Annotated in this window: 31 protein-coding genes and 3 tRNA genes; 27 read left to right on the top strand and 7 right to left on the bottom strand. The window is 70.0% G+C overall.

Going from position 1 to position 26,503, the window contains the following annotated elements; genetic code table 11:
- Positions 1-55: 55 nt before the first annotated feature.
- Positions 56-970: a pirin family protein gene (locus AB4Y76_RS06840; protein ID WP_441923468.1), complete on the top strand. Its 915-nt coding sequence runs from the start codon at positions 56-58 to the stop codon at positions 968-970.
- 24 nt (positions 971-994) lie between these two features.
- On the top strand, positions 995-1,588 hold the full coding sequence (locus tag AB4Y76_RS06835; protein WP_441923466.1) for a DNA-3-methyladenine glycosylase I: 594 nt from the start codon (positions 995-997) through the stop codon (positions 1,586-1,588).
- On the opposite strand, the gene AB4Y76_RS06830 is transcribed toward AB4Y76_RS06835, so the two are convergent.
- From AB4Y76_RS06830 to AB4Y76_RS06815, 4 genes are read right to left on the bottom strand one after another with little or no spacing between them, the layout of a single operon-like run.
- Positions 1,585-2,373, bottom strand: a complete 789-nt coding sequence (locus tag AB4Y76_RS06830) for an energy-coupling factor ABC transporter ATP-binding protein (RefSeq protein WP_441923464.1) — start codon at positions 2,371-2,373, stop codon at positions 1,585-1,587. The two genes, AB4Y76_RS06835 and AB4Y76_RS06830, sit on opposite strands and share 4 nt — an antisense overlap.
- Positions 2,370-3,047, bottom strand: a complete 678-nt coding sequence (gene cbiQ, locus AB4Y76_RS06825) for a cobalt ECF transporter T component CbiQ (protein ID WP_441923462.1) — start codon at positions 3,045-3,047, stop codon at positions 2,370-2,372. The genes AB4Y76_RS06830 and cbiQ overlap by 4 nt, the downstream gene beginning before the upstream one ends.
- Before the next feature lie 19 nt (positions 3,048-3,066).
- Positions 3,067-3,393, bottom strand: coding sequence for a PDGLE domain-containing protein (locus tag AB4Y76_RS06820; protein ID WP_441923460.1), 327 nt, complete (start codon positions 3,391-3,393; stop codon positions 3,067-3,069).
- The gene (locus AB4Y76_RS06815; protein ID WP_441923458.1) at positions 3,390-4,082 is read right to left on the bottom strand and encodes an energy-coupling factor ABC transporter permease; all 693 of its coding nucleotides are present in this window, start codon (positions 4,080-4,082) and stop codon (positions 3,390-3,392) included. The genes AB4Y76_RS06820 and AB4Y76_RS06815 overlap by 4 nt, the downstream gene beginning before the upstream one ends.
- Positions 4,083-4,144: 62 nt before the next feature.
- Here AB4Y76_RS06815 and AB4Y76_RS06810 point away from each other — a divergent pair, with 62 nt between their 5' ends.
- The 9 genes from AB4Y76_RS06810 (at position 4,145) to AB4Y76_RS06770 (ending at position 9,367) form a co-directional block, all read left to right on the top strand.
- Positions 4,145-4,501, top strand: coding sequence for a CidA/LrgA family protein (locus AB4Y76_RS06810; RefSeq protein WP_441923456.1), 357 nt, complete (start codon positions 4,145-4,147; stop codon positions 4,499-4,501).
- Positions 4,498-5,211 (top strand): LrgB family protein, encoded by a 714-nt coding sequence (locus AB4Y76_RS06805; protein ID WP_441923454.1) that lies wholly within the window; start codon positions 4,498-4,500, stop codon positions 5,209-5,211. Before AB4Y76_RS06810 ends, AB4Y76_RS06805 begins: the two co-directional genes overlap by 4 nt.
- A 71-nt stretch (positions 5,212-5,282) precedes the next feature.
- On the top strand, positions 5,283-6,713 hold the full coding sequence (locus tag AB4Y76_RS06800) for an amidase (protein WP_441923452.1): 1,431 nt from the start codon (positions 5,283-5,285) through the stop codon (positions 6,711-6,713).
- A gap of 131 nt (positions 6,714-6,844) precedes the next feature.
- Positions 6,845-6,917, top strand: a tRNA-Thr gene (locus AB4Y76_RS06795).
- Positions 6,918-6,952: 35 nt separating this feature from the next.
- A tRNA-Met gene (locus AB4Y76_RS06790) sits at positions 6,953-7,026 on the top strand.
- 45 nt (positions 7,027-7,071) lie between these two features.
- Complete coding sequence (rpmG, locus tag AB4Y76_RS06785; protein WP_441923450.1) at positions 7,072-7,242, top strand: 50S ribosomal protein L33; 171 nt, start codon at positions 7,072-7,074, stop codon at positions 7,240-7,242.
- Positions 7,243-7,540: 298 nt separating this feature from the next.
- Positions 7,541-7,948, top strand: a complete 408-nt coding sequence (locus AB4Y76_RS06780) for an FAS1-like dehydratase domain-containing protein (protein ID WP_441923448.1) — start codon at positions 7,541-7,543, stop codon at positions 7,946-7,948.
- Complete coding sequence (locus AB4Y76_RS06775; RefSeq protein WP_441923446.1) at positions 7,948-8,343, top strand: MaoC/PaaZ C-terminal domain-containing protein; 396 nt, start codon at positions 7,948-7,950, stop codon at positions 8,341-8,343. The genes AB4Y76_RS06780 and AB4Y76_RS06775 overlap by 1 nt, the downstream gene beginning before the upstream one ends.
- Positions 8,336-9,367: a UDP-N-acetylmuramate dehydrogenase gene (locus AB4Y76_RS06770; RefSeq protein WP_441923444.1), complete on the top strand. Its 1,032-nt coding sequence runs from the start codon at positions 8,336-8,338 to the stop codon at positions 9,365-9,367. The genes AB4Y76_RS06775 and AB4Y76_RS06770 overlap by 8 nt, the downstream gene beginning before the upstream one ends.
- A gap of 6 nt (positions 9,368-9,373) precedes the next feature.
- Here the strand turns inward: AB4Y76_RS06770 and AB4Y76_RS06765 are convergent, their stop codons facing one another.
- From AB4Y76_RS06765 to AB4Y76_RS06755, 3 genes are read right to left on the bottom strand one after another with little or no spacing between them, the layout of a single operon-like run.
- The gene (locus AB4Y76_RS06765) at positions 9,374-9,943 is read right to left on the bottom strand and encodes a DUF4190 domain-containing protein (RefSeq protein WP_441923442.1); all 570 of its coding nucleotides are present in this window, start codon (positions 9,941-9,943) and stop codon (positions 9,374-9,376) included.
- On the bottom strand, positions 9,940-10,971 hold the full coding sequence (locus AB4Y76_RS06760) for an adenosine deaminase (protein ID WP_441923440.1): 1,032 nt from the start codon (positions 10,969-10,971) through the stop codon (positions 9,940-9,942). Before AB4Y76_RS06760 ends, AB4Y76_RS06765 begins: the two co-directional genes overlap by 4 nt.
- A 52-nt stretch (positions 10,972-11,023) precedes the next feature.
- A complete protein-coding gene (locus tag AB4Y76_RS06755; RefSeq protein ID WP_441923438.1) occupies positions 11,024-12,307 on the bottom strand; it encodes an aminotransferase in 1,284 nt (427 codons plus the stop codon).
- A 156-nt stretch (positions 12,308-12,463) separates the two neighbouring features.
- On the opposite strand from AB4Y76_RS06755, the gene AB4Y76_RS06750 reads away from it, so the two are divergent.
- The 16 genes from AB4Y76_RS06750 to AB4Y76_RS06675 all read left to right on the top strand — a co-directional run bounded on the left by AB4Y76_RS06750 (position 12,464) and on the right by AB4Y76_RS06675 (position 26,502).
- Positions 12,464-12,536 (top strand) — tRNA-Trp (locus AB4Y76_RS06750).
- 33 nt (positions 12,537-12,569) lie between these two features.
- Complete coding sequence (gene secE, locus AB4Y76_RS06745) at positions 12,570-12,812, top strand: preprotein translocase subunit SecE (RefSeq protein WP_441923436.1); 243 nt, start codon at positions 12,570-12,572, stop codon at positions 12,810-12,812.
- 51 nt (positions 12,813-12,863) lie between these two features.
- Positions 12,864-13,769 (top strand): transcription termination/antitermination NusG family protein, encoded by a 906-nt coding sequence (locus AB4Y76_RS06740; RefSeq protein ID WP_441923434.1) that lies wholly within the window; start codon positions 12,864-12,866, stop codon positions 13,767-13,769.
- Between the two features lie 77 nt (positions 13,770-13,846).
- Positions 13,847-14,275, top strand: coding sequence for a 50S ribosomal protein L11 (gene rplK / locus AB4Y76_RS06735; RefSeq protein ID WP_441923432.1), 429 nt, complete (start codon positions 13,847-13,849; stop codon positions 14,273-14,275).
- A gap of 60 nt (positions 14,276-14,335) precedes the next feature.
- The gene (gene rplA, locus AB4Y76_RS06730; RefSeq protein ID WP_441923430.1) at positions 14,336-15,049 is read left to right on the top strand and encodes a 50S ribosomal protein L1; all 714 of its coding nucleotides are present in this window, start codon (positions 14,336-14,338) and stop codon (positions 15,047-15,049) included.
- Positions 15,050-15,330: 281 nt separating this feature from the next.
- Positions 15,331-16,014, top strand: coding sequence for a 50S ribosomal protein L10 (gene rplJ / locus AB4Y76_RS06725; protein WP_441923428.1), 684 nt, complete (start codon positions 15,331-15,333; stop codon positions 16,012-16,014).
- A 74-nt stretch (positions 16,015-16,088) separates the two neighbouring features.
- On the top strand, positions 16,089-16,481 hold the full coding sequence (rplL, locus tag AB4Y76_RS06720) for a 50S ribosomal protein L7/L12 (protein ID WP_441923426.1): 393 nt from the start codon (positions 16,089-16,091) through the stop codon (positions 16,479-16,481).
- Positions 16,482-16,766: 285 nt separating this feature from the next.
- Positions 16,767-17,720 carry an ABC transporter ATP-binding protein gene (locus AB4Y76_RS06715; RefSeq protein WP_441923424.1) on the top strand — a complete coding sequence of 318 codons (954 nt, stop codon included), beginning with the start codon at positions 16,767-16,769 and terminating at the stop codon, positions 17,718-17,720.
- A gap of 6 nt (positions 17,721-17,726) precedes the next feature.
- Positions 17,727-18,512, top strand: coding sequence for an MlaE family ABC transporter permease (locus AB4Y76_RS06710; protein WP_441923422.1), 786 nt, complete (start codon positions 17,727-17,729; stop codon positions 18,510-18,512).
- A gap of 4 nt (positions 18,513-18,516) precedes the next feature.
- Positions 18,517-19,344, top strand: a complete 828-nt coding sequence (locus tag AB4Y76_RS06705; RefSeq protein ID WP_441923420.1) for an MlaE family ABC transporter permease — start codon at positions 18,517-18,519, stop codon at positions 19,342-19,344.
- Positions 19,345-19,346: 2 nt separating this feature from the next.
- Positions 19,347-20,618: an MCE family protein gene (locus AB4Y76_RS06700; RefSeq protein WP_441923418.1), complete on the top strand. Its 1,272-nt coding sequence runs from the start codon at positions 19,347-19,349 to the stop codon at positions 20,616-20,618.
- A complete protein-coding gene (locus AB4Y76_RS06695; RefSeq protein ID WP_441923416.1) occupies positions 20,615-21,655 on the top strand; it encodes an MCE family protein in 1,041 nt (346 codons plus the stop codon). Before AB4Y76_RS06700 ends, AB4Y76_RS06695 begins: the two co-directional genes overlap by 4 nt.
- Positions 21,652-22,626: an MCE family protein gene (locus AB4Y76_RS06690; protein ID WP_441923414.1), complete on the top strand. Its 975-nt coding sequence runs from the start codon at positions 21,652-21,654 to the stop codon at positions 22,624-22,626. The genes AB4Y76_RS06695 and AB4Y76_RS06690 overlap by 4 nt, the downstream gene beginning before the upstream one ends.
- Complete coding sequence (locus tag AB4Y76_RS06685; RefSeq protein ID WP_441923412.1) at positions 22,626-23,786, top strand: MCE family protein; 1,161 nt, start codon at positions 22,626-22,628, stop codon at positions 23,784-23,786. Before AB4Y76_RS06690 ends, AB4Y76_RS06685 begins: the two co-directional genes overlap by 1 nt.
- Positions 23,783-25,225: an MCE family protein gene (locus AB4Y76_RS06680; protein WP_441923410.1), complete on the top strand. Its 1,443-nt coding sequence runs from the start codon at positions 23,783-23,785 to the stop codon at positions 25,223-25,225. Before AB4Y76_RS06685 ends, AB4Y76_RS06680 begins: the two co-directional genes overlap by 4 nt.
- Entirely contained in the window at positions 25,222-26,502 is a 1,281-nt protein-coding gene (locus AB4Y76_RS06675; RefSeq protein WP_441923408.1) for an MCE family protein, read from the top strand. Before AB4Y76_RS06680 ends, AB4Y76_RS06675 begins: the two co-directional genes overlap by 4 nt.
- Position 26,503 lies beyond the last annotated feature (1 nt).

The following is a 26,503-nucleotide window of genomic DNA, read 5'->3' as shown; positions in this document are numbered from 1 at the left end:
ACGCACTGTTCGCAGCGGTAGGTCCGCTGTCGGACGGGCGTGGCAGGCTGGACCCATGGCCGGGGACATGGAGCTGCTGACCCCGCGCGACGTACCGCTGGGCGGCGTTCGCGCGATGACCGTGCGTCGGACGCTGCCTCAGCGGCAGCGCACCCTGATCGGTGCGTGGTGCTTCGTCGACCACTACGGGCCGGACCCGGTGGAGCGTGAGGGCGGCATGGTCGTGCCGCCGCACCCGCACACGGGGCTGCAGACGGTGAGCTGGCTGTTCACCGGCGAGATCGAGCACCGGGACTCGGCCGGCCACCACGCGAGGGTGCGGCCGGGCGAGGTGAACCTGATGACCGCCGGTCGCGGCATCAGCCATTCGGAGTACTCCACGCCCGGTACGACGCTGCTGCACGGTGCCCAGCTCTGGCTGGCCCTGCCCGACGGTGACCGCCAGGTCGACCCGGACTTCGAGCACTACGCGCCCGAACCGGTCGACGGCCCGGGGTGGGAGGCGCGGGTCTTCCTCGGTTCGCTGCTGGGCAGCACCTCGCCGGTGCGCACCTACAGCCCGCTGCTCGGCGCCGAGATCCGGCTGCGCGCGGGCACCAGCCTGAGCGTCGCGGTCGACCCGGCGTTCGAGCACGGCGTGCTGCTCGACTCCGGCGGCCTGCTCGTCGAGGGCAAGCCGCTCTCGCCGCACGAGCTCGCCTACCTGCCGGCCGGTGCCGGTGCGATCGAGCTGGAGGCGACCGAGGACGTGCTGCTGCTCCTCCTCGGCGGCACCCCGTTCGGCGAGCAGATCGTGATGTGGTGGAACTTCATCGGCCGCGAGCACGACGAGGTCGCCGGCTACCGGGCCCAGTGGCAGCGCTTGCTCGAGACCGGCGAGGACGACCGGTTCTCGCTGCCGGCCGACGACCCGCTGCCGCCGCTGCCGGCGCCGGTGCTGCCCAACGCCCGCATGGTGCGGCGCGGATGAGGCTGGTCGGATGAGGCGCTGGCGATGAGCGGGGCGGTCACCGGGGACGACGGCATCGCCCGCTGTCCCTGGGGGAGCAGCGTGCCGGTGCTGCGCGACTACCACGACCAGGAGTGGGGGAGACCCGTCGTCGGCGAGAGTGCGCTCTTCGAGCGGCTCTGCCTGGAGGGCGCCCAGGCCGGGCTCTCCTGGCTGACCATCCTCAACAAGCGCGCCGGCTACCGCCGGGTGTTCGCGGACTTCGACGTCGACGCCTGCGCCGCCCTCACCGACGCCGACCTGGAGGCCGCGCTCGCCGACGCCGGCATCGTCCGCAACCGTGCCAAGGTCGAGTCGGTCCGGAAGAACGCCCGGGCCGCGGTCGACCTGCGCACCGACGGCGGCCTGGTCGGCTTCGTCGAGCAGTTCGTCCCGGACGCCACGCCGCGACCGCGGACCGCCGGCGAGCTGCCGACCACCTCGGCGGAGTCGCTGGCGCTCTCGAAAGCCCTCAAGAAGAGGGGCTTCGGGTTCGTCGGCCCGACCACGATGTTCGCGCTGATGGAGGCCGTCGGGTACGTCGACACGCACCTGGTCGGCTGCCACCTCCGCGGGATCTCGGGTCGGTTCCCCGGCTAGGCCGAGCCGGAGGTGACCGGCGGCGCCGGCACCGTCCGCGGGTCGCTGAGCAGACTCGGATCCAGGGCATAGGGAAGCTCCAGCCGGTGCGCGCGCATCAGGTCCTCGTCGGTGAGGAGCGCCCTGGTCTCCCCGTCGGCGACGATCACGCCGTCGGAGAGCACCACCGAGCGCGGGCAGAGCTCGAGCGCGTAGGGCAGGTCGTGGGTGACCATCAGGACGGTGACGTCCAGGGAGCGCAGGATGTCCGCGAGCTCGCGGCGCGACGCCGGGTCCAGGTTCGAGGACGGCTCGTCGAGGACCAGGATCTCGGGCTCCATCGCGAGCACGGTGGCGACGGCGACGCGGCGGCGCTGGCCGAACGACAGGTGGTGCGGTGGCCGGTCGGCGTACCCGGCCATGCCGACCTTCTCCAGCGCGGAGCGGACCCGGGCGTCGAGCTCGGCGCCGCGGAGCCCGAGGTTGTGCGGGCCGAAGGCCACGTCGTCGCGGACCGTCGCGGAGAAAAGCTGGTCGTCCGGATCCTGGAAGACGATGCCGACCCGGCGCCGGATCTCGCGGAGGTTCTTCCTCGTCACCGGCAGGCCGGAGACGGCCACGCTTCCGGCGCCCGCGGCGAGGATCCCGTTGAGGTGCAGCACCAGCGTGGTCTTGCCGGCGCCGTTCGGGCCGAGCAGCGCCACCCGCTCGCCCCGGTGCACGTGCAGGTCGACGCCGAAGAGCGCCTGGTGCCCGTCCGGGTAGGCGTAGGCGAGCCCGCGGACGTCGAGGACCGGCGTGCTCATCGCGTGGCTCCCTGGTCGTTCGGGTCGTAGCCGCGCGACAGCATCGCCAGGTGGACGCGCTCGCCGCGCTCGTAGGAGCGGATGAACAGCGCCGAGGCGGCTCGGCCCAGGACGCCCCAGTGCCGCGGCGAGCTGGCCCGGAAGCCGCGCGAATCCCGGGCGACCCGCATCCGGCGCAGCTCGTCGGTGACGACGTCGAGGTAGCGGATCATGAACGACATGATCTGCACCAGCTGGTGCGGCAGCCGCAGCCGGGTCAGGCCGGCCAGCAGCTCGTGCGGCTCGGTGGTGGCCGCCAGGGTCAGGCTGGCCAGCACGCCGAGGGTGCCCTTCATCAACAGCGAGATCGCGGCGTCCAGGCCGTGCTGGCTGACCGTGAGGCCGAGGACCTCGGTCTGCGGCCCGGTGGCGAGGAACGGCATCAGGACCGCGAAGACCACGAACGGGAGCTCGATCACCATCCGGGGGAGCAGGTAGCCGAACGGGACCCGCGACACCACGACGACCACGAGCAGCAGGCCGAGGTAGACGGCGAACGCCGGGTACCAGGTCGCCGGGGTGGCCACCACCACGACCATGAACGTGAGCAGCGCGAGGATCTTCAGGTGCGCCGGCGCGCGGTGGACCGGGGAGTGCCCGTGGAAGTGCAGCTTGTGCCCGTGCGCGCCACCCATGCTCGTGTCCGTCCCCGGTTCAGGACGGGTCGGTGCCGCGGCGGCGTAGGACGAAGGCCAGGCCGCCGGCGAGCAGCAGGACGACGACCACGCCGGTGACGCCGGCGATGCCTCCGGAGAGCCGGTCGTCGTGGACGCCCTGGGTCGCGTAGCCGGCCATCGGGCCGTCGGCGGTGCCGTGCCGGGACTCGGTCTTCGCGAAGCCCTTCTCGCCGGCGACGTACATCAGTCCGTCGGGGTGGCTGGACGCGTAGTGGCTGACGAACCCCGCGATCACGACCGCGACGAGCAGCCCGGCGATGACGAGGGTGCGGGTCGAGACCCGGCGGGTCGACGTGGCGCTCATGCGTCCGCCTCCACGGTCCGGATCTCCAGCTCGCGCGCCTCCAGCAGCGGCCGGGCGCCGTGCACCAGATCCGGCCGTACGGCGATCACGGCGCTGGCCACGACGAAGGTGATCAGGGCCTCGCCGATACCGATCAGGGTGTGCCAGCCGATCATCGCCGTGGCCAGGGTGTCGAGCGGGATCGGGGCCTCGCCGCCGACCGCGTAGAGCAGCGTGAAGGCGAGCGCGGCCGTCGGGACCGAGACGAGGGCGCCGAGCGCGGCGGCGACCGGGACCAGGGCGAGCTTCCGGGGGAGCAGCCGGCGGGCGATGCAGAACACCAGCCAGCCGGTGCCGACGCCGACCAGCCCCATCAGGGTGATGTTCGTGCCGATCGCGGTGATGCCGCCGTCGGCGAAGAGCAGGCACTGGACTCCGAGCACCGTGCTCAGGCAGAGCACCGCGGTCCACGGTCCGACGAGCACCGCGGCCAGCGCGCCGCCGAGGAGGTGGCCGCTGGTGCCGGCGCCGACGGGGAAGTTGATCATCTGGGTCGCGAACACGAACGCCGCGACCAGCCCGGCCAGCGGGGCGGTCCGGTCGTCCAGCTCGCGACGGGCGCCGCGGAGGGCGAGGCCGACCCCGACGACGGCGACGGCGCCGGTCGCGACCGAGGTCGGGGCGTCGAGGAAGCCGTCGGGCACGTGCATGGCCCGACTCTATTGCAAACAGTTCGCAACAAGTACCCCGGGGCGGGTGGCATCCTTCTCCCGTGCTTCGCGGAATCGTCGCCCTGCTGGGCCTCCAGGTCGTCGGCGAGGTCGCGGTCCGGCTGACCGGGGTCGACATCCCCGGGCCGGTCGTCGGGATGGCGCTCTTCTTCCTCGTCCTGCAGCGGCTCCGCCCCGCGGAGAACGCGTCGGTCGTGCAGGCGCCGGCCTTCCTGCTCCGGCACCTCCAGCTCCTGTTCGTGCCCGTCGGCGTCGGCATCGTGGTCTACCTCGACACCCTCCGCGACCAGGCTCTCCCGCTCGCGGCCGGCCTCTGGGTCTCCTGGCTGGTCGGCTTCACGGTCACCGCGCTGGTGGTCGCGCTGCTGCTGCGGCTCACCCACCGGAGCGGGCGATGAGCCTCCACGGGCAGGAGACCTGGGACTGGCTGGTCTCCTCGCCGCTCTTCGGCGTGACGCTCACCCTGGCGGCGTACGGAGTGGGGCGGTGGGCGCACCGACGTACCGGGCACCCGCTCTTCCAGCCCGTCGTGGTGGCGATCGTGCTGGTCTCGACCGTGCTGCTCGTCCTCGACGTCGACTACGACCAGTACCTGGCCGGTGGCCGCTACATCCTGTTCTGGCTCGGGCCGGCCACGGTGGCGCTCGCCCTCCCGCTGCACCAGGAGTGGCACCTCGTACGCCGCGCCGCACTGCCGATCTTCGCCGGCGTGCTCAGCGGCGCGCTGGTCTCGGTGTTCGCGGCGATCTGGGCGACCGAGCTCGCCGGGGGCAGCCGCGAGCTCCAGCTGACGATGGCTCCGAAGGCGGCGACCACGCCGGTCTCGCTGGCGCTCTCGACCGAGATCGGCGGGATCCCCGCACTGACCGCGGTGCTCACCATCCTGGCCGGGATCACCGGTGCCCTCGTCGGGCCGTGGCTGCTCGACCGGCTCGGCGTCACCGACCTGCGTGCCCGCGGCGTCGCGATGGGCACCGTCGGACACGGGATCAGCACCGCGCGCGCCCTGCACGAGAGCCGGACCGAGGGCGCGTTCAGCGCACTCGCGATGGCGCTCAGCGCGCTCGTCACCAGCGTGCTGGTGCCGCTGCTCGTCCTCGTCGTCTGACGCGGCCGGGCCGGGCGGGATCCGACCCCAGAAGGATTCCCGCGCCGGTCGCCGCGGGCTAGGTTGCCGCCATGACGAAGACCCCTCCCGTGAAATCCGCACGCGTGCACGCCTTCCGTGACGACGCCCTCGCCGACCACGACGCGGTCGGTCTGGCCGAGGAGATCCGCGCCGGACGAGTCTCCGCCACCGAGGCCGTCGACGCCGCGATCGCCCGCATCGAGGCGGTGAACCCCGAGCTCAACGGGCTCGCCTGCGCGGACTTCGAGCGGGCCCGCGAGCGCGCGGCCGGACCGGCCCGCACCGGGTTCTTCGCCGGGGTGCCGTCGCTGGTCAAGGACAACTCCGACGTCGCCGGCCTGCCCACCCAGCAGGGCTGCTCGGCGTACACCGGGCCGCGGGCCGCCGTCGACGGCGACTTCGCCCGGGCCTTCCACGCCCAGGGCCTGATCAGCCTCGGCAAGTCCCAGCTCTCCGAGTTCGGGTTCAGTGCCAGTGCCGAGTTCTGGAACGCGGACCCGGTCCGCAACCCGTGGAACACCGGCTACTCCTCGGGTGCGTCGTCGGCCGGCGCCGCCGCGTTCGTGGCCAGCGGGGCGGTCCCGCTCGCGCACGCCAACGACGGCGGTGGCTCGATCCGGATCCCGGCCGGGTGCAACGGCCTGGTCGGCCTCAAGCCGACCCGCGGCCGGGTCCCGCAGGACAAGCTGATCCGGGAGATGCCGGTCCGGATCGTCGCCGACGGCGTGGTCACCCGCTCGGTCCGCGACACCGCCGCCTTCCTCCGCGAGATCGAGCGCCAGCACCGTGTGCTCGCGCTGCCGCCGGTCGGGGACGTCCGCGGGCCGGGAACCGAGCGGCTCCGGATCGCCTTCGTCATCGACTCGATCGGTGACCTGAAGACCGACCCCGAGGTCGCCGACGCGGTCCGTGCGACCGCCAAGCAGCTCGAGGCTCTCGGCCACCACGTCGAGGAGATCGACGTCCCGGTGCCGGACTTCTTCCTCGACGACTTCCTCGCCTACTGGAGCCTGCTGGCCAGCTTCATGCTCGCCACCGGCAAGCGCTCGCTCGGCCCGGACTTCGACCGGGGACTCACGGACAACCTCAGCAAAGGCCTGGCCAAGCACGGCCTGCGGCGGTCCTGGAAGCTGCCGCTCACCCTCGGCCGGCTGGGCGCGTCGAAGCACGTCTCGGCCAGGTTCTTCCGCAACTACGACGCCGTCCTCACGCCGGTGCTGGCGAAGCCGACCCCGGAGCTCGGCTGGCTCGACCCGTCGCAGCCCTACGAGGTCGTGATCGACCGGCTGATCCAGCTGGCGAGCTTCACGCCGCTGCAGAACGCGACCGGCGACCCGGGCATCTCGCTGCCGCTGGGAACGGGCAGCAACGGCATGCCGATCGGGGTGCAGATCGCCGCCGGAGCCGGCCAGGAGGCCCGCCTCCTGGAGCTCGCCTACGAGCTGGAGGAAGCCCGGCCGTTCGCCCGGATCACCGACTGAACGGGACCACGGTCCGGGGAGAGTCGCAGGTCACCTACCCGCCCCGGGCCCCGATTTCGCAAGTGGCCCGGTGCGTGTGTATTCTTCCTGTCGGCCTTGAAGCGCTGGTACGAACCAGGTCGAAGAGGCAGGCCCCTTTAGCTCAGTCGGCAGAGCGTCTCCATGGTAAGGAGAAGGTCTACGGTTCGATTCCGTAAAGGGGCTCTGGGAATGACCGCGGTACGCGGTTCGTTTCCCGAGGCGGGGTAGCTCAGCTGGTTAGAGCGCACGACTCATAATCGTGAGGTCGCGGGATCGAGCCCCGCCCCCGCTACCGGCATCCGCAGCACCAGGTTTAAGCAAGGGAAGAAGGCACACCGTGGCCAGCAAGAGCTCCGACATCCGCCCCAAGATCACCTTGGCTTGCGTGGACTGCAAGGAACGCAACTACATCACCAAGAAGAACCGCCGCAACGATCCTGACCGGATGGAGCTCAAGAAGTTCTGCCCGCGTTGCCGGACCCACACCGACCACCGCGAGACCCGCTGAGGTTCGGTCACCAGAGTTTCCGCAGGAGCGGCGCCCCGCACGGGGTGCCGCTCCTGCTGCTTTCCGGACCGCGGCCTCGAGCAAGCTCGGGCACTCGGTAACCTCGACTCGTGATCGTCGCTTCGCTCCTCAACGAGTTCTCGGCCACTCGGCCTCGAGCAAGCTCGGGCACTCGGTAACCTCGACTCGAGCAAGCTCGGGCACTCGGTAACCTCGACTCGTGATCGTCGCTTCGCTCCTCAACGAGTTCTCGGCCACTCGGCCTCGAGCAAACTCGGGCACTCGGTAACCTCGACTCGTGCCTGTTGACGAGTCCCTGGTGGGACGGACCTTCCCCCCGACGGCCCCGCTGGACGTGACCGAGGACGGGCTCGCCGCCTTCGCGGCCGCCACCGGTACGCCGTACACGGCCGGTGGCCCGGCGCCCGCGACGTACCCGATCGTGGTGGCGTTCGCGGCGATGCAGGAGCTGATGGTCGACCCGAGCGTCGGCATCGAGCTGCACCACGTGGTCCACGGCGAGCAGCGGTTCGCGCACGCCCGGCCGGTCGTCGCCGGCGACCGGCTGAGCGCCGAGCTGACCGTCGACTCGCTGCGCCAGATCGGCGGCGCCGACATCATCGCGACGAGCAGCGCGATCACCGACGCCGGCGGCGCCCTGGTGTGCACCGCGAAGGCCACCCTCGTCCACAAGGCCGGTGCCTGATGGCCGAGCAGAAGACCACCCTGGAGCCGCGCACCTACCGCGTCACCCGCGCCGACCTGGTCGCGTACGCCGCCGCCAGCGGCGACCAGAACCCGATCCACCAGGACGAGGCCGTCGCCACCGCCGTCGGGCTGCCCGGCGTGATCGCGCACGGCATGTACACCCTCGCGCTGGCCGCCCGGTACGTCGACGAGTGGACGGGCGAGCCGGGCAGGATCGCCGAGCTCGGCGCCAAGTTCACCAAGCCGGTCGTCGTCCCCGCCGGGGACGAGGGCACCGAGGTGACCGTCGCCGGCGTGGCCGAGGTGCGCGACGGCGTCGAGACCGTCGCCCTCACCGTCACCTGTGGCGACGACAAGGTGCTCGGCAACCCGCGAGCGGTGCTGCGTGCCTGACCTGCTCACGGGAGTCCGCCTGGCCGACCACACCACCCTGCGCGTCGGCGGCCCGGCGGCCGAGTTCGTCACCGCCGGCACCGAGACCGACCTGGTCGACGCGGTCCGCGCGGCCGACGCGGACGGCACGCCCGTGCTCGTCGTCGGCGGCGGCAGCAACCTGCTCGTCGACGACGCCGGCTTCGACGGTCGCGTGGTCGCGGTCCGCACCACCGGGATCAGCGCCGACGCCGACGCCTGCGGGGGAGCGGTGGTCCGGGTCGCCGCCGGGGAGTCCTGGGACGGGCTCGCCGAGCGCGCGGTCGAGGAGGGCTGGATCGGCGCCGAGGCGCTGGCCGGCATCCCCGGCCTGGTCGGGGCCACCCCGATCCAGAACGTCGGCGCCTACGGCCAGGAGGTCGCCGAGTCGATCGCCTCGGTGCGCTGCTGGGACCGCGAGGCCGGGGCCGTCCGGACCCTCTTCAACCGGGACTGCCGGTTCGGCTACCGGAGCAGCCGGTTCAAGTCGGAGCCGCAGCGCTGGGTGGTCCTCGAGGTCGTCTTCCAGTTCCGGCTCGGGGACGTCGGCGCCCCGGTGAAGTACGCCGAGCTGGCCGCCCGCCTCGGTGTCGAGCCGGGCGGCCGGGCACCGGCACGGGACGTCCGCGAGGCCGTGCTCGCGCTGCGCCGCGGCAAGGGGATGGTCCTCGACGCGGCCGACCACGACACCTGGAGCGCGGGGTCGTTCTTCACCAACCCGGTGGTCGCGCCCGACCTGGTGCCGGACGGGGCGCCCGCGTGGCCCCAGCCGGACGGGACCGCCAAGACCAGCGCGGCGTGGCTGATCGAGCAGGCCGGCTTCGGGCGCGGCTACGGCAACGACCGCGCGGCCCTGTCGGGGAAGCACACGCTCGCGCTCACCAACCGCGGCGGCGCGTCCTCGGCCGACCTGCTGGCGCTGGCCGCCGAGGTCCGTGACGGCGTCCGGGAGCGGTTCGGGATCACCCTGGTCAACGAGCCGGTGCTCATCGGCTGCGCGCTCTGAGGGGCCTCAGACGTTCGACGTCCCGTCGTACGAGCTCGCGTCGTTGAGCGCCACCACGACGACGATCGCGATCGCGATCAGCCCGAGCACCAGCAGCACCGTGGAGATGATGCCGAGCACCATGCCCGCGGTCGCCTTGCCGTCGCCGCCGTAGGCGCCGCCGGACTGCCGGATCGCCCGCCGGGCTCGGACGCCGGCCGCCCAGGCGAACGGGCCGACGAGGAGCGGCAGGCCGCACATGAAGCCGCCGGCGAGGGCGATCAGCCCGAGCACCAGGGCGGTGGTGGCCTGCGGCAGGTCCTGGACGCCGTAGGAGTACGGCTGGGCGTAGCCCTGGGGGTACTGCTGCGGGTAGCCCTGGGGATAGCCCTGGGGGTACTGCTGGGGGTACTGGTACTGCGGCGGGTACTGCTGCTGGCCGTACGGCGCGGGCGGCGGGTACGCCTGCGGGTACTCCGGCGCCGGGTCCGGCTGCTGCGGCGGCTGGTTCCGGGCCGCGTCCTCGGCGGCCTTGCGCTCCCAGAAGCCGGGCTCGTCGGCGGGCGGACCGGGGGGCGGGGGCACGTTGTCGCTCATGAGGGCATTGTGCCCAACCAGGCGTCCACCTCGCCGAGCAGTGCGGCCTTGCGCGCGTCGTCGGCGCGGGAGGCCGTGATCGAGGAGCGCGCCAGGGTGGCGAGCTGCTCGTCGGTGAGGTCGTGGGCCGCCCGCATGGTCGCGTACTGCGCGGCCAGCTGGGAGCCGAAGAGCAGCGGGTCGTCCGCGCCGAGGGCGACCTGGGCGCCGGCGGCGAGGAGCTCGGGAAGCGGCACCGAGGTCAGGTCGGAGTAGACGCCGAGAGCGACGTTGGAGACCGGGCAGACCTCGAGCGCGACCCCCTGCTCGACGATCCGGTCCAGCAGCGCCGGGTCCTCGACGCTGCGCACCCCGTGACCGAGCCGGCCCGCGTGCAGCTGGTCGACGCAGACCCGGACCGAGTCCGGCCCGAGCAGCTCGCCGCCGTGCGGCACCAGCAGCAGACCGGCGCGCTCGGCGATCCGGAAGGCCGGCGCGAAGTCGGCGGTGGTGCCGCGGCGCTCGTCGTTGGACAGTCCGAAGCCGACCACGCCGCGGTCGGCGTACTGGGCGGCCAGGCGGGCCAGCGTGCGGGCGTCGAGCGGGTGCCGGGTGCGGTTGGCGGCGATCACGACCGCCATCCCGATGCCGACCGTGGCGGAGGCGTCGGCCACCGCGTCCAGGACCAGGTCGGTGAACTCGGTGATCCCGCCGAAGCGGGCGGCGTACCCGGAGGGGTCGACCTGGATCTCCAGCCACCGCCCGCCGTCGCGGTGGTCGTCCTCGGCGGCCTCGCGGACCAGCCGGCGTACGTCGTCCTCGGTCCGCAGCACCGAACGGGCCACGTCGTAGAGCCGCTGGAAGCGGAACCAGCCCTTCTCGTCCGCCGCGGAGAGCTGCGGCGGCCAGTCCTCGACCAGCGCGTCCGGCAGGTGGATCCCGTCACGCTCGGCGAGCTCGAGCAGCGTGCCGTGCCGCATCGACCCCGTGAAGTGAAGGTGCAGGTGGGCCTTGGGCAAGGTCGCGAGCTCCCTGCGCCCAAGCCCCACCCCTCGCGCTTCGCGCTCGTCCTGGTTGCGGTCGGACCCGGGTGTCACCACGTCAGGCGGTCAGCTTCTCCGCCGCCGCCAGCAGCACGCAGGTCGTGACCGCTTCCATCGCGCCGGTGACGTCGGCCGGCGACGGGAAGGTCGGCGCGAGCCGGATGTTGCGGTCGTCGGGGTCCTCGCCGCGCGGGAAGGAGGCGCCGGCCGGGGTGAGCGCGACGCCCGCCTCCTTGGCCAGGGCGACCACGCGCGCCGCGGTCCCGTCGAGGACGTCGAGGCTGACGAAGTAGCCGCCGGTGGGCTTGGTCCAGGTGGCGACGCCGAGGCCGCCGAGGCGCTCGGTCAGGATCCGGTCGACCTCGGCGAACTTCGGCGCGATGATCTCGCGGTGCTTGACCATGTGGTCGCGCACGCCCTGGGCCGAGCCGAAGAACTCCGCGTGCCGCAGCTGGTTGAGCTTGTCCGGCCCGATCGCGCCCTTGCCGAGGTGGCTGGTGTACCACTGCACGGTCTCGACCGACCCGGCCAGGAACGCGACGCCGGCGCCGGCGTAGGTGATCTTCGAGGTCGACGCGAACACGATCGGCCGGTGCGGGTTGCCCGCGGCCGAGGCGAGGCTCAGGATGTCGGCGCTCTTGGCCTCCGCGGCGGTCAGGTGGTGGAACGCGTAGGCGTTGTCCCAGAGGATCTTGAAGTCCGGCGCCGCGGTCGGCATCGAGGCGAGCCGCTCGGCGACCTCCTGGGAGCAGACGGACCCGGTCGGGTTCGCGTACGTCGGCACGATCCACATGCCCTTGATCGACGGGTCCGAGGCCGCCAGCCGGGCGACCGCCTCGGCGTCCGGGCCGTCGTCGTTCATCGGCACGGTCACGGTGTCGATGCCGAACCAGTCCAGCAGCGTGAAGTGCCGGTCGTAGCCGGGGACCGGGCAGATGAAGGTGACCTTCTCCTCCTGGCCCCAGGGGCGCTCGCTGTCGACGCCGCCCTTGAGCCAGAGGTCGGTGAGCACCTCGCGCATCATCACCAGGCTGGAGTTGCCGCCTGCGACGAGCTGCTCGGTCTCGACCGCGAGCAGCTCGGCGAACATCTCGCGCAGCTGGCGGATGCCCTCGAGCCCGCCGTAGTTGCGGGTGTCCACGCCGTGGGCGTCGGTGGCGCTGGTCGGCAGGGCGAGGAGCGCGTCGGAGAGGTCGAGCTGGCTGGACGCGGGCTTGCCCCGGGTCAGGTCGAGCTTGAGGCCCTGCGCCTTGAGGTCGGCGTACGCCGCCTCCTGGGCGGCCAGGAAGGCGGCCAGCTCGTCAGGGGACCGTTCGGACAGGGGCTGCGTCGACTCGCTCACGGGGCACATCGTTCCAGAGCCACCGGCGTGTCCGCGAGGCGGTTCCGACTCCGGACGCCGCCGGGAGGGTCCCGGTTCGACTTTGCCCACCGCGGCCCCGTAGACTCCTTGCTTGGTGTCTTCGGGCAATGCTTTTGCATGCCCGGGGCTTGCCGAAGGGCACTAGCTCAACTGGCAGAGCATCGGTCTCCAAAACCGAAGGTTGGGGGTTCAAGTCCCTCGTGCCCTGCGAACAAGCAATCGATGAGAGGAAGAGGAAGCCGTGACGGACACCCCCTCGACGCGTTCGGCCAAGTCCGAGCGCACGAGCCCGGTCACGTTCTACCGCCAGGTCGTCGCCGAGCTGCGCAAGGTCGTCTGGCCCACGCAGCAGCAGCTGGTGACCTACTTCCTCGTGGTGATGGTGTTCGTCCTCGTCATGATCGCGCTGGTGTCGGTCCTCGACCTGGCGTTCGGCAAGGCGGTGTTCGCCGTCTTCGGCGACAGCAAGTCCGGCGGCAAGTAGCAGCAGGGCAGCACCCGTTCACCACCACAAGACGAGCATTACGGAGAAATCGTGTCGGAGCAGTACGACGAGGCCCAGGAGAACCTGGCCGGCGAGACCGAAGAGGTCGTGGACGACCTCGTGACGGACGCGCCCGCCGGTGACTCCCTCGAGGAGACCCCCGAGGAGTCTCCCGAGGAGACCGCCGCGGACGTCGACGCCGACGAGAGCGACGCGACCGACGAGGCCGGTGAGACCGACGAGGCCGAGGCCGACGAGGCCGAGGTCAACGAGGCCGAGGTCAACGAGGCCGAGGTCGACGAGACCCCGGTCGACGCCCCCGCGGCGGACCCGCTGGAGGAGTTCCGCGCGGCCCTGCGCGAGAAGGTCGGCGACTGGTTCGTCGTGCACACCTACTCGGGCATGGAGAACCGGGTCAAGGCCAACCTCGAGAACCGGATCACCTCCCTCAACATGGAGGACTACATCCACGAGGTGATCGTCCCGACCGAGGAGGTCGCGGAGATCAAGAACGGTCAGCGCAAGCTCGTCAAGCGCACCGTCCTCCCCGGCTACGTCCTGGTCCGGATGGACCTGACCGACGAGTCGTGGGCCGCCGTCCGGCACACCCCGTCGGTGACCGGTTTCGTCGGCCACAGCCACCAGCCGGTGCCGCTGAGCCTCGACGAGGTCGAGAACATGCTCGCTCCGGCAGTCCAGGCCGAGGCCGAGGCCGCCGCCGTGGCCGCGGAGACGGCCGCCGGTCAGCCCGCCGCGCGGACCGCCACCCGCAAGCCGGTCACCGTGGCCGACTTCGAGGTCAGCGACTCGGTCATGGTCGTGGACGGCCCGTTCGCCACGCTGCACGCGACGATCACCGAGATCAACGCCGAGGCACAGAGGGTCAAGGCCCTCGTCGAGATCTTCGGCCGGGAGACCCCGGTCGAGCTGAGCTTCAGTCAGATCGAACGGGTCTGACCGCCCGCTCAGCACGCAACACCCGGTGGCAGAGGCCGACGGCCTCGTCATGACCACGAGAAGAAAGTAGAGAGAGCATGCCTCCGAAGAAGAAGATCGCCGCACTGGTCAAGGTGCAGCTCCAGGCCGGTGCCGCGACGCCGGCCCCGCCGGTCGGTACCGCGCTCGGTCCGCACGGCGTCAACATCATGGACTTCTGCAAGGCGTACAACGCCCAGACCGAAGCCATGCGCGGCAACGTCATCCCGGTCGAGATCACGATCTACGAGGACCGGTCGTTCACCTTCATCACGAAGACCCCGCCGGCCGCCGAGCTGATCAAGAAGGTCGCCGGTATCGCCAAGGGGTCGGGCGTCCCGCAGAAGGACAAGGTCGGCAAGCTGACCAAGGACCAGGTGCGCGAGATCGCCGAGACCAAGATGCCCGACCTCAACGCGAACGACATCGAGGCGGCCATGAAGATCGTCGAGGGCACTGCCCGCTCGATGGGCGTCACCACCGACTGATCACCCCGTGGAAGGACCGCGCTGGTCCGCTCACCACATCTTCCGAAAGTAGGAAACACCATGCAGCGCAGCAAGACTTACCGCGCGGCCGCCGAGACGTTCGACAAGGACGAGCTCTACGCCCCGCTGTCGGCGATCAAGATCGCCAAGACCGCGTCGAAGAAGAAGTTCGACGAGACCGTCGACGTCGTCATGCGACTGGGCGTCGACCCGCGCAAGGCCGACCAGATGGTCCGCGGCACCGTCATCCTCCCGCACGGCACCGGCAAGACCGCCCGCGTCCTCGTGTTCGCGAACGCGGACAAGGCCGAGGCCGCCCGTGAGGCCGGCGCCGACATCGTCGGTGGCGACGAGCTGATCGAGAAGGTCAACGGCGGCTGGACGGACTTCGACGCCGTCGTCGCGACCCCGGACATGATGGGCAAGGTCGGCCGCCTCGGTCGCGTCCTCGGCCCGCGTGGCCTGATGCCGAACCCGAAGACGGGCACCGTGACGCCGGACGTCGCGAAGGCCGTCAACGACATCAAGGGCGGCAAGATCGAGTTCCGTGTCGACCGGCACGCGAACCTGCACTTCATCATCGGCAAGGCCTCGTTCTCCGAGGTCCAGCTCGCGGAGAACTACGCCGCGGCGCTCGAGGAGGTGCTGCGGCTCAAGCCGTCCAGCTCCAAGGGCCGGTACCTGAAGAAGGTCACCGTGTCGACCACCATGGGCCCCGGTGTCCAGGTCGACCCGAACCGCACCCGCAACGTCGCGGTCGAGGACGAGGCCTGAGCCTGCTTCGCCCCGTCGTACGACAGGCCCGGTACCCGCGAGGGTGCCGGGCCTGTCTCGATTTTGCACATCAGCGGACGACCCGTAGACTCCTGCACCGGAACCGAAGACCGCCGGTCCACTCCCCGGAGTGCGAAGGTCCGTGAGAACGGACGACCTGCGCAGGCGCCACGGAACAGCACGCAGCGTCGTGCCACGCCCTGGATGTCTGCACCAGGGCGTTTTGCTTTTCAACGGCCGGGTTCGGTTCGCACAACCCGTGCACAGTTGGAAGGAGTCCCATGGCGCGGCCAGACAAGGCAGCAGCCGTCGCGGAGATCGTCGAGCAGTTCAACGACTCCGCTGGCGCTGTGCTGACCGAGTACCGCGGGCTCACCGTGAAGCAGCTGCAGGAACTGCGGCGCTCCCTCGGCGAGAACGCCAACTACGCCGTGGTCAAGAACACGCTGACCAAGCTTGCCGCCACCGAGGCCGGAGTCGAGGGTTTCGACGACCTCCTCAACGGCCCGACCGCCATCGCCTTCATCAACGGCGACGTGGTCGAGGCGGCCAAGGGTCTGCGTGACTTCGCCAAGGCAAACCCCGCCCTCGTCATCAAGGGCGGTTTCATCGACGGTGCCGCGATGGACGCCAGCGAGATCGCCAAGATGGCCGATCTCGAGTCCCGCGAGGTTCTCCTGGGCAAGCTGGCGGGCGCGATGCTCGCTTCGCTCAGCCAGGCCGTCTACCTGCTCAACGCCCCGATCGCCCAGGCCGCCCGGCTCGCCGGCGCGCTCCAGGCCAAGGCCGAGCAGGACCCCTCGATCCTCCAGGGTGGTGCGGGCGAGCCCGTCGCCGCTGCTGCGGAGGAGGCCCCGGCCGAGGAGGCTCCCGCTGCGGAGCCCGAGGCCGAGACCGCCGACGCTCCGGAGGCGGAGGCCGCCGAGGCTCCCGTCGCCGAGGCCGAGGAAGCCCCCGCCGAGTAACTGGCGGAACCACCCGTAGGTAAACCTGGCGCGCGCGGGATCCCGTGCCGCCGACGAATGGAAGGAACGCCATCATGGCGAAGCTCAGCACCGACGAGCTGCTCGACGCTTTCAAGGAGATGACCCTCCTGGAGCTCAGCGAGTTCGTGAAGCAGTTCGAAGAGACCTTCGGCGTCACCGCCGCCGCTCCGGTCGCCGTTGCCGCTGCCCCGGCCGCCGGTGGCGCCGCTGCCGCTGGTGACGACGCTGGCGAGCAGGACGAGTTCGACGTGGTCCTCGACGCCGCCGGCGACAAGAAGATCAACGTCATCAAGGAGGTCCGCGCGCTGACCTCCCTCGGCCTGAAGGAGGCCAAGGAGCTCGTCGAGGCGGCCCCGAAGGCCATCCTCGAGAAGGTCAACAAGGAGACCGCCGAGAAGGCGAAGGAGGCCCTCGAGGCCGCCGGCGCCACGATCTCGCTCAAGTGATCCGGTAGCTCCACGCACCACCCGCACGAGCGGTCGTCCCCACCCGGGACGGCCGCTCGTCGGCGTTCCCGGGAAACGGGAACCTCCCGACCCGAAACGTTCAGGAAACCGGCGCCCTGGCCGATAGACCGCGCGGGACCTCGAAATCTGAGACACCGGGCTGACATGCGGACACCGCTGCAATGTTTGCGTAACTTTGCCCGGGGTTACTCGTTGGTTACCCGAGGCGAGAGTGTCGTGGGAGTCACACTCGCCGGTGATTCTTTTTGAGAGGGAGATTGCTCCATGGGCGTCGAGATCAAGATCGAGCACCTGACGAAGTCGTTCGGCAAGTCGCTGATCTGGAAAGACGTGACCCTCACGGTCCCGGCCGGTGAGATCTGCGTGATGCTGGGTCCGTCGGGTACCGGCAAGTCCGTGCTCCTCAAGACGATCATCGGCCTGCTGAAGCCCGACACCGGCAAGGTGATCATCGAGGGCGTCGACATCGCCTCGTGCCCGGAGAAGGAGCTCTACGAGATCCGCAAGCTGTTCGGCGTGCTGTTCCAGGACGGCGCCATGTTCGGCTCGATGAACCTCTACGACAACGTCGCCTTCCCGCTGCGCGAGCACACCAAGAAGTCCGAGTCGGAGATCCGCAACATCGTCATGGAGAAGATGGACCTGGTCGGTCTCCTCGGTGCCGAGGACAAGCTCCCCGGTGAGATCTCCGGCGGCATGCGCAAGCGCGCCGGCCTGGCCCGCGCGCTCGTGCTGGACCCGGAGATCGTCCTCTTCGACGAGCCGGACTCGGGCCTGGACCCGGTGCGTACGGCGTTCCTGAACCAGCTGATCATCGACCTGAACGCGCAGATCGACGCGACGTTCCTGATCGTGACCCACGACATCAACACCGCCCGCACGGTGCCGGACAACATCGGCCTGCTCTACCACAAGCACCTGGCGATGTTCGGTCCGCGCGAGATGCTGCTGAGCTCCGAGGAGCCGGTGGTCCGGCAGTTCCTGAACGCCCAGCGCGTCGGCCCGATCGGCATGTCGGAGGAGAAGGACGCCGACGAGCTGGAGGCCGAGAAGGACCAGGAGCTGCCCCCGCTGCCGCCGATCCCGCTGCAGCAGGAGCCGTCCTCGGGCATCCCGCGCCGCAGCCAGCGTCCGGCCGGCGAGTGGTGCCGCGAGAACGGCATCACGCCGCCTCCGGGGTCGTTCGCGGAGAACATGACCATGGCGACGGGGGCCTGACCAGGCATGTCCTCCGTGACCGCTGACCGGGTTCTGGCACCAATCGGAACGGCCGGCAAGCTTTTCGCCTTCGGTCTGGACGTCGGACGCTCGTTGTTCCGTCGTCCGTTCCAGACGCGCGAGTTCATCCAGCAGGCGTGGTTCATCGCCTCGGTGACGATCATCCCGACCGCGCTGGTCGCGATCCCGTTCGGTGCGGTGATCGCGCTGCAGGTCGGTGGCCTGATCAAGCAGTTCGGCGCGCAGTCGTTCACCGGTTCGGCCTCGGTCCTCGCGGTCGTCCGCGAGGCAGGACCGATCGCCACCTCGCTGCTCATCGCCGGCGCCGGCGGCTCGGCCATCGCGGCCGACCTCGGGGCGCGCAAGATCCGCGAGGAGCTCGACGCGATGATGGTGCTGGGCATCGACCCGATCCAGCGCCTGGTCGTGCCCCGGGTCCTGGCCTGCATGCTCGTGGCGGTCTTCCTCAACGGCCTGGTCAGCGTCGTCGGCGTGATCGGCGGCTACTTCTTCAACGTCGTCCTCCAGGACGGCACCCCCGGCGCCTACCTGGCGAGCTTCACCGCGCTCGCCCAGCTGCCGGACCTCTGGCAAGGCATGGCCAAGGCACTCGTGTTCGGCCTGATCGCCGCCATCGTCGCGGCGTACAAGGGCATGAACGCGGGCGGTGGCCCGAAGGGCGTCGGCGACGCGGTCAACGAGTCCGTCGTCATCACCTTCATGCTCCTGTTCGTCGTCAACTTCGTGATGAGCGCGATCTACTTCCAGCTCGTCCCGCCGAAGACGGGATGACGCGATGCCCGACCTGAAGCAGACGTACCAGAAGCCGCTGAGCTTCCTCGACAAGATGGGCGAGGAGCTCAACTTCTACATCAAGGCGCTGATCGCGACCCCGCGGTCGGTCACCCGCTACCCCAAGGAGATCCTCCGGCTGCTCGCCGAGGTGACCCTGGGCAGCGGCGCCCTCGCCGTCATCGGCGGCACCGTCGGCGTCATCACCGCGATGGCGTTCTTCACCGGTACCGAGGTCGGCCTCCAGGGCTACGCCTCGCTCAACCAGATCGGTACCGCGGCGTTCTCCGGCTTCGTGTCGGCGTACTTCAACACCCGCGAGATCTCGCCGCTGATCGCCGGCATCGCGCTCGCCGCGACCGTCGGCTGCGGCTTCACCGCCCAGCTCGGCGCGATGCGGATCTCCGAGGAGGTCGACGCCCTCGAGGTGATGGCGATCCCGTCGATGCCGTTCCTGGTCACCACCCGGATCGTCGCCGGCCTGATCGCGATCATCCCGCTGTACGTCGTCGGCCTGCTGTCGTCGTACTTCGCGACGCGGCTCGTGGTGACCCGGTTCTTCGGCCAGAGCGCCGGTACCTACGACCACTACTTCACCCAGTTCCTCCCACCCGGTGACGTGCTCTGGTCCTTCGGCAAGGTGCTCGTCTTCGCCGTGGTCGTCGTGCTCATCCACTGCTACCACGGGTACACCGCCAGCGGCGGGCCCGCGGGCGTGGGCGTCGCGGTCGGCCGCGCGGTCCGGACGTCGATCGTGGCGATCAACGTGATCGACCTGTTCCTGTCGATGGCGATCTGGGGCTCCACGACCACGGTCAGGCTGGCGGGTTAGCCATGGCCAAGATCTTCAACAACAAGGTTCTCGGCGTCCTCTTCATCGGGCTGCTGGTGCTCGGCGTCTGGCTCGTGAACGCCGTCTTCACGCAGAAGTTCGTGAGCTACGACGAGGTCAAGCTCAACACCGACACGATCGGTCTGCAGCTGCCGGCGCGCGCCGACGTCAAGATCCGTGGCGTGATCATCGGCCAGGTCACCGACGCCCAGACGGGCCCCGACGGTGCCGTGCTGACCCTGGGCATCTCTCCGGACAAGATCGACGAGGTCCCGGAGAACGTGACCGCCTCGATCCTCCCGAAGACGCTCTTCGGCGAGAAGTACGTCGAGCTGGTGATCCCCCAGGAGGCGGCGAAGAGCCCGCTGGCCGCGGGCGACACCATCACCCAGACGCAGCTGCCGATCGAGGTCGAGAAGGTCCTCAACGACATCTACCCGCTGCTGCGCACGGTGCAGCCGGCCGAGCTGAACTACACGCTGAACGCGATCGCCGGCGCGCTCGAGGGCCGCGGCGACGAGATCGGCGAGAACATCGAGACCCTCGACTCGTACCTGAAGCGGATCAACCCGCAGGTGCCGGCGCTGGTCGAGGACCTCCGGCTGCTCTCCAAGGTCACCGGCACGTACGCCGACGTCGCCCCGCAGATCGCCGCGACGCTGCGCAACACGACGAAGACCGGCAACACGCTGCTGACCCGGCAGGCCAAGCTGAACGCGTTCCTGACCGAGGTGACCTCGTTCTCGAACACGACCAAGTCGTTCCTGGACGACAACGGCAGCAACATCGTCCGACTGGGCCAGCTGAGCCAGCCGCAGACCGAGCTGCTCAAGCGCTACGCGCCCGAGTTCCCCTGCCTGCTCTCGGGCCTCGTGGACCAGGCGCCGCTGCTGGCCAGCACCTTCCGCGGCTTCGTGTTCCACATCGACCTGATCACCCTGCCGCGCCAGCCGCGCGGCTACACCGCGAAGGACGCACCGGTGTTCGGAGCCGACAACGGCCCTGCCTGCCTTGGCCTGCCGCGCCCGAAGATCCCGTTCAGCGGCGCCCCGAACTTCGTGGACGGCGTCAACGGCCTCCAGCGCGGTGACAACCAGCGCACCGCGCCGAAGATCGACGTGTCTTCCTCGAACGCCGCCGCCGGTGCCGCCGAGAAGGCGCTCTTCGGTGCGCTGACCGCGCCGGTGCTCGGCGTACCCGCCGACGAGGTCCCCGACCTGACCACGCTGCTCTTCGGACCGCTCGCTGCCGGGACGGAGGTGAGCGTGCGATGAAGATCCTCGACAGGAGGACCCGCGGCGACCTCGTCAAGCTGGTCGTCTTCATGGTCGTGACCGCGCTGGCCACCGGCGTGCTGGTGGTGCTCATCGGCAACCTCAACTTCGAGAAGACGAACGAGTACAAGGCGATCTTCACCGACGCCACCGGCGTGGTGAAGGGCGACGACATCCGTATCGCGGGCGTGAAGGTCGGCAGCGTGAAGAAGGTCGAGATCGTCGACCGCGACCACGCGCAGGTGACCTTCACCGTCCGCCAGGCCACCCCGGTGACGCAGAGCTCGACGGCGACGATCCGCTACCGCAACCTGGTCGGCCAGCGCTACATCTCGGTGACCCAGGGCGTCGGCGACACGGCCGCGATGGCGGCCGGGAGCACCATCCCGATGAGCCGCACCGTTCCGGCACTCGACCTGACGACGCTGTTCAACGGTTTCAAGCCGCTGTTCGCCGCGCTCAGCCCGGCGGACGTCAACAAGCTCAGCTACGAGATCGTCCAGGTCTTCCAGGGCGAGGGCGGCAACATCGAGGGCCTGCTGCGCAGCACCGGGTCGGTGACCACGACCCTCGCCGAGCGCGACCAGCTCATCGGTGACGTGATCACCAACCTGAACGCCGTCCTGGAGACGGTGGGCGACCGGGACAAGGAGCTCTCGGCGCTCATCGTGCAGCTGCGTGCCTTCGTCGGCGGCCTGAACCAGGACAAGGACTCGATCCTGAACGCGCTCGACTCGGTCTCCGCACTCTCCCAGCAGACCGCCGAGCTCACCACCGGGATCCGTCCCGGTCTGCAGCAGAGCGTCAAGGGCCTCCGCAAGGTGGCGACCAACCTGAACAAGGGACGTGGCGAGATCGACCGCGCGCTGCAGATCCTCCCGATCAAGCTCGAGAAGATCGGACGTACCGCGATCTACGGCTCCTTCTTCAACTTCTACCTCTGCGAGTTCCAGGCGAAGGTGGTCCTGCCGACCGGCAGCATCAACGTCCCCTACCGCACCGACGTGGCCGGCAAGGGGAGGTGCAACCTCTCATGAGCAGACCGTTCCGGGAGATGGACCCCGTCAAGATCGGTGCGGCCAGCCTGGCCGTCATCGTGGCGATGATCCTGGTCGCCTTCAAGGCCGACTCGCTGCCGCTGATCGGTGGCGGTGACACCTACTACGCCGACTTCAGCGACGCCAGCGGCCTCAAGCCGAACGACGAGGTCCGGATCGCCGGTGTCCGCGTCGGGAAGGTCAACACCGTCGACCTCGACGGCGACAAGGTGAAGGTCACGTTCAAGATCAACACCAGCTCCGACTTCGGCACCACCAGCGGCGCCGAGATCAAGGTGAAGACCCTCCTCGGCGCGATGTACCTCTCGCTCGAGCCGGCCGGCTCCGGCCAGCTGGAGAAGGGCGCGACCATCCCGCTGTCGCGCACGCGCTCGGCGTACGACGTCGTCGACGCGTTCTCCGGCCTGGCCGAGCGTGCCGAGAAGATCAACCTGCCGCAGCTCACCACGGCGCTGAACACGCTCTCGGCCGCGACGGCGAACACCCCCGAGGAGCTGCAGAGCACCCTCAAGGGCCTGTCCGCGCTGTCGGCGAACGTGGCGGCCCGCGACGAGCAGGTCAACGCGCTGCTCGGCAACCTGCGGAAGGTGTCCGGGGTGCTCTCCGCGCGTGACCAGGACATCGTCGCGCTGATGAAGGACAGCGACACCCTGCTCCGGGCCGTCGTCGCCCGCCGCGAGGCGGTGCACACGCTGCTGGTCTCGACCAACCAGCTCTCCACCCAGCTGACCGGCCTGGTGCGCGACACCCGTGCCGACCTCAAGCCGGCCCTGACCAACCTGAAGTCGGTGGTCGACGTCCTGCGCAAGAACCAGTCGAACCTGGACAACTCGCTGCGCCTGCTGGCGCCGTTCTACCGGGTGTTCACCAACACCCTCGGCAGCGGTCCGTGGTTCGACACCTGGATCTCCAACCTGCCGCCGACGCCTTCGCTGGGGGTGGGTCAGTGATGGCTACCGTGAACAACCTGCGTTCGGGGAAGGCGACGATCGCGGTCGTCGGCCTCCTCCTGCTCCTCCTGGTCGCGCTCGTGCTCGCGTTCAACGGCGACAGCAGCAAGACCGTCACCGCCGAGTTCCCGCGCGCGATCTCGGTCTACAAGGGCTCCAGCGTCCGGATCCTCGGCGTCCAGGTCGGCCAGGTCGACGAGGTCACCCCGGCCGGCACCAAGGTCGTCGTCAAGTTCCACTACGACAGCAAGTACAAGATCCCGGCCGACGCCAAGGCCGCGGTCATCTCGCCGTCGATCGTGGGGGACCGGTTCATCCAGCTGACCCCGGTCTACACGAAGGGCGCGGTCCTCGCCGACGACGCGCACCTCGGTCTCGACCGGACCGCGACCCCGCTCGAGCTCGACGAGATCTTCGGCTCGATCAACGACCTCACCAAGGCCCTCGGGCCGGAGGGCGCGAACAAGCCGGACGCCTCCGGCACCGGAGCACTGACCCGGCTGCTGGACTCGACGGCCCGCAACTTCGGCGGCCAGGGCGTCCAGTTCAACCAGACCCTGCACAACCTGAGCCGGCTGACCAAGACCCTCGCCGACAACAAGGACGACCTCTTCGGCACGGTCAGCGAGGTGGAGAAGTTCACCCAGACCCTGGCCGCGAACGACACCACCGTGCGCCAGTTCAACGACTCGCTCGCCCAGGGGGCGAACCTGCTCGCCGACGAGCGCGCGGACTTCGCCGCCGTGCTGCAGAACCTGTCGGTCGCGCTGACCGAGGTGCGCGGCTTCGTGGTGGAGAACAAGGACATCCTGTCGACGAACATCCAGGGCCTGAACCAGATCTCGAAGGTCCTGGTGAAGAACCGGGCGGCGCTCGACGAGTCGCTCAAGGACGCGCCGGTCGCGCTGAACAACCTGGCGCTGGCCTACAACGAGACCGCCGGCACGCTCGACACCCGCGCGAACATCGGCGAGGTCGCCAACCAGCTGACCTCGAAGCCGAGCGTCGTCCTCTGCGGCCTGCTGCCCGACGCCTGCGGCCCGCTCACCTCGGTGCTCAAGGTCCTCGGCCTCGGCCGCCCGGCGCCGGGTGCGTCGGCACCGGTCCGCGTCGTGGAACCCGTTGACCCGACCCTCGCCGGATTGGTGGTGGCCCGATGAGGATCGTGTCCCGCTCCCGCCGCGCCCTGGCGGTCGTCGCCGGTGTCGCCGGCGCGCTCGTGCTGAGCAGCTGCTCGGTGTACGACCTGCCGCTCCCCGGCGGTGCCGACACCGGCAGCGACCCGATCAAGGTGCACATCAAGTTCCGTGACGTGCTCGACCTGGTGCCGCAGTCGACCGTCAAGGTCGACGACGTCACGATCGGCAAGGTCACCGCGATCAAGCTCGAGGGCTACACCGCCGACGTCACGGTGCAGCTGCCGAAGACCGTCGACCTGCCGGACAACGCCCGGGCCGAGATCCGGCAGACCTCGCTGCTCGGCGAGAAGTTCGTGTCGCTGAGCAAGCCGGCCGACCCGACCGGCCACCTCGGCAACGGCGACACCATCGGGCTCGACGACTCCGGCCGCAACCCGGAGATCGAAGAGGTCTTCGGTGCGCTCGCCCTGGTGCTCAACGGCGGCGGCGTGGCCCAGCTGAAGACCATCTCCCAGGAGCTGAACACCGCGTTCGGCGGTCGCGAGGAGTCGGTCCGCTCGATCATCACGCAGGTCAGCAGCTTCATGAGCCAGCTGGACGCGAACAAGACCTCGATCATCACCGCGCTCGAGAACGTCAACCGGCTCTCGCTGGAGCTGCGCCGCCAGGACGGCACGATCAAGGCCGCGCTCGACGAGCTGCCGCCGGCGATCCAGTCGGTCAACGGCCAGCGCAAGGACCTCGTCAAGATGCTCCAGGCGCTGTCGAACCTGAGCTCGGTCGGGGTCCGGGTGATCCAGGCGTCGAAGGAGTCGACGATCGACAGCCTGAAGAACCTCGCGCCGGTGCTCGAGGCGTTCGCCGCGGCCGACCAGAACCTGCCGAAGTCGCTGCAGGTGGCGCTGACCTACCCGTTCATCGACGAGGCCGTCGGTCGCGACCCCGAGGTCGCTCGCAACCTGCACATGGGTGACTTCACGAACCTGTCGATCAACCTCACGCTCGACCTGTTCAACCTGCCGAACATCCCGGGCCTGGCGCCCGGGACCAGCCTCGCGGACGTGCTGCAGACCTGCAGCAAGTCGCCGTTGGCGGCGGTCTGCAACACGGTCCGGAGCCTGCTCTCGCCGACCGCGCTGAAGTCGCTCTGCGGCCTGCTCGCGGCGCTCTGCAACGGCACCAACGCCCAGGGCGGCGGCGGCCAGCCGAATCCGCTCGGTGGTCTCGGCGGGCTGACCGGTACCGGCGGCACGAAGTCCAGCACCTCCACCGGCGGCGGCACCAGCAGCGGCTCGGGCACGCTCGGCGGGCTGCTCGGCGGGCTGCTCGGCGGCAAGGGCCGGACCGCCACCGGTGCGGCGTACGACGGAGCCGAGGCCCGCGACCCCTACCTGCTCTCCGGGACGGGCTACGACCCGGGGATCGGCACGCTCCTGATGCAGGGGGTGGTTCAGCGATGATCACGTCGCGCACCAAGAAGCAGCTCCTGGTCTTCGTGTTCATCACGCTGGTCGGGGTGTCGTTCGTCGGGGCCCGCTACGCGCGGCTGGACCGGCTGGTCTACGACTCGTCGTACCAGGTCAACGCGCACTTCAAGCAGTCCGGCGGCATCTTCACCGGCGCCGCGGTCACCTACCGCGGTGTCGGGGTCGGCCAGGTCACGGACATGGAGCTCACCGACGACGGCGTCAACGTCGTGCTCAGCATCGACAAGGGCCAGGACGAGATCCCCGCGGACACCATCGCGCTGGTCGGCAACAAGTCGGCCGTCGGCGAGCAGTACGTCGACCTGGAGCCGAGGACCGACAAGGCGCCGTACCTGAAGGACGGCTCGGTGATCGCGCCGAACGACACCGCCGTCCCGGTGTCCACCACCGAGATCCTCACCAACCTCGACGGCCTGGTGCAGTCGGTCCCGCAGGACCAGCTCCGTACGACGGTCTCCGAGCTCGGTGCCGCGTTCAAGGACACCGGTGACGACCTGGGTACGATCATCGACACCTCCAACGACTTCATCGCGGCGGCGAACGACAACTTCGACGTCACCACGGCGCTGATCAAGGACGGCAACACGGTCCTGCGCACGCAGGCCGACAAGGGCTCCGCGATCCGGGCGTTCAGCCAGGACCTGGCGCTCTTCTCCGGGGTGCTCGCCGACAACGACACCTCGCTGCGCTCGCTGATCGAGAACGGCTCCGCGACCGCGACCGAGCTGCGCACCTTCCTGGAGCGCAACAAGGTCGACCTCGGCGGCCTGATCAACAACCTGGTCACCACCGGCGAGGTCGTCGTCAAGCACCTCGCCGGCGTCCGCCAGATCCTGGTGCTCTACCCGTACATGGTCGCGGGCGGCTACACCGTCGCGGCGAAGAACCCGGACGGTTACAACGCCCGCTTCGGCCTGGTGCTGACCCAGAGCCCCGCCACCTGCGCGAAGGGCTACAACGTCAGCGAGAGGCGTACGCCGCTCGCGACGGGCGACAAGGCGATGGACATGAACGCCCAGTGCACCGACCCGTCGAAGAACGTCGTTCCGCGCGGCTCGAAGTATGCCCCGCGCACCGGGACGGCGTACCGGACCGGGACCGGGCAACCAGTCGCCACGTACGATCTGGGCACGGGTGAGGCGACCTGGACGGACCAGTCGTCGCGCGCCAACGTCGTGTACGACGGTGGGGCAGCCCGGTTGTACGGGGAGAACGCATGGCAGTCCTTGCTCCTCCGGCCTGCGATGTGAT

The organism is Marmoricola sp. RAF53, from assembly GCF_052114005.1.
Taxonomy (GTDB): domain Bacteria; phylum Actinomycetota; class Actinomycetes; order Propionibacteriales; family Nocardioidaceae; genus Marmoricola.
This window is presented reverse-complemented; position numbering and strand designations above follow the sequence as displayed.

What these genes read in the sequence shown, in the direction of transcription:
- AB4Y76_RS06705 (WP_441923420.1), top strand. Translation starts at nt 18,517, where the DNA reads ATGCCCGACCTGAAGCAGACGTACCAGAAGCCGCTGAGCTTCCTCGAC.
- AB4Y76_RS06830 (WP_441923464.1), bottom strand. Translation starts at nt 2,373, where the DNA reads ATGAGCACGCCGGTCCTCGACGTCCGCGGGCTCGCCTACGCCTACCCG.
- AB4Y76_RS06765 (WP_441923442.1), bottom strand. Translation starts at nt 9,943, where the DNA reads ATGAGCGACAACGTGCCCCCGCCCCCCGGTCCGCCCGCCGACGAGCCC.
- AB4Y76_RS06710 (WP_441923422.1), top strand. Translation starts at nt 17,727, where the DNA reads ATGTCCTCCGTGACCGCTGACCGGGTTCTGGCACCAATCGGAACGGCC.
- AB4Y76_RS06695 (WP_441923416.1), top strand. Translation starts at nt 20,615, where the DNA reads ATGAAGATCCTCGACAGGAGGACCCGCGGCGACCTCGTCAAGCTGGTC.
- cbiQ (WP_441923462.1), bottom strand. Translation starts at nt 3,047, where the DNA reads ATGGGTGGCGCGCACGGGCACAAGCTGCACTTCCACGGGCACTCCCCG.
- AB4Y76_RS06835 (WP_441923466.1), top strand. Translation starts at nt 995, where the DNA reads ATGAGCGGGGCGGTCACCGGGGACGACGGCATCGCCCGCTGTCCCTGG.
- rplJ (WP_441923428.1), top strand. Translation starts at nt 15,331, where the DNA reads ATGGCGCGGCCAGACAAGGCAGCAGCCGTCGCGGAGATCGTCGAGCAG.
- AB4Y76_RS06690 (WP_441923414.1), top strand. Translation starts at nt 21,652, where the DNA reads ATGAGCAGACCGTTCCGGGAGATGGACCCCGTCAAGATCGGTGCGGCC.
- AB4Y76_RS06840 (WP_441923468.1), top strand. Translation starts at nt 56, where the DNA reads ATGGCCGGGGACATGGAGCTGCTGACCCCGCGCGACGTACCGCTGGGC.
- AB4Y76_RS06700 (WP_441923418.1), top strand. Translation starts at nt 19,347, where the DNA reads ATGGCCAAGATCTTCAACAACAAGGTTCTCGGCGTCCTCTTCATCGGG.
- AB4Y76_RS06800 (WP_441923452.1), top strand. Translation starts at nt 5,283, where the DNA reads ATGACGAAGACCCCTCCCGTGAAATCCGCACGCGTGCACGCCTTCCGT.
- AB4Y76_RS06815 (WP_441923458.1), bottom strand. Translation starts at nt 4,082, where the DNA reads ATGCACGTGCCCGACGGCTTCCTCGACGCCCCGACCTCGGTCGCGACC.
- AB4Y76_RS06715 (WP_441923424.1), top strand. Translation starts at nt 16,767, where the DNA reads ATGGGCGTCGAGATCAAGATCGAGCACCTGACGAAGTCGTTCGGCAAG.
- AB4Y76_RS06775 (WP_441923446.1), top strand. Translation starts at nt 7,948, where the DNA reads ATGGCCGAGCAGAAGACCACCCTGGAGCCGCGCACCTACCGCGTCACC.
- AB4Y76_RS06805 (WP_441923454.1), top strand. Translation starts at nt 4,498, where the DNA reads ATGAGCCTCCACGGGCAGGAGACCTGGGACTGGCTGGTCTCCTCGCCG.
- AB4Y76_RS06820 (WP_441923460.1), bottom strand. Translation starts at nt 3,393, where the DNA reads ATGAGCGCCACGTCGACCCGCCGGGTCTCGACCCGCACCCTCGTCATC.
- rplL (WP_441923426.1), top strand. Translation starts at nt 16,089, where the DNA reads ATGGCGAAGCTCAGCACCGACGAGCTGCTCGACGCTTTCAAGGAGATG.
- AB4Y76_RS06685 (WP_441923412.1), top strand. Translation starts at nt 22,626, where the DNA reads ATGGCTACCGTGAACAACCTGCGTTCGGGGAAGGCGACGATCGCGGTC.
- rplK (WP_441923432.1), top strand. Translation starts at nt 13,847, where the DNA reads ATGCCTCCGAAGAAGAAGATCGCCGCACTGGTCAAGGTGCAGCTCCAG.
- AB4Y76_RS06680 (WP_441923410.1), top strand. Translation starts at nt 23,783, where the DNA reads ATGAGGATCGTGTCCCGCTCCCGCCGCGCCCTGGCGGTCGTCGCCGGT.
- rplA (WP_441923430.1), top strand. Translation starts at nt 14,336, where the DNA reads ATGCAGCGCAGCAAGACTTACCGCGCGGCCGCCGAGACGTTCGACAAG.
- AB4Y76_RS06675 (WP_441923408.1), top strand. Translation starts at nt 25,222, where the DNA reads ATGATCACGTCGCGCACCAAGAAGCAGCTCCTGGTCTTCGTGTTCATC.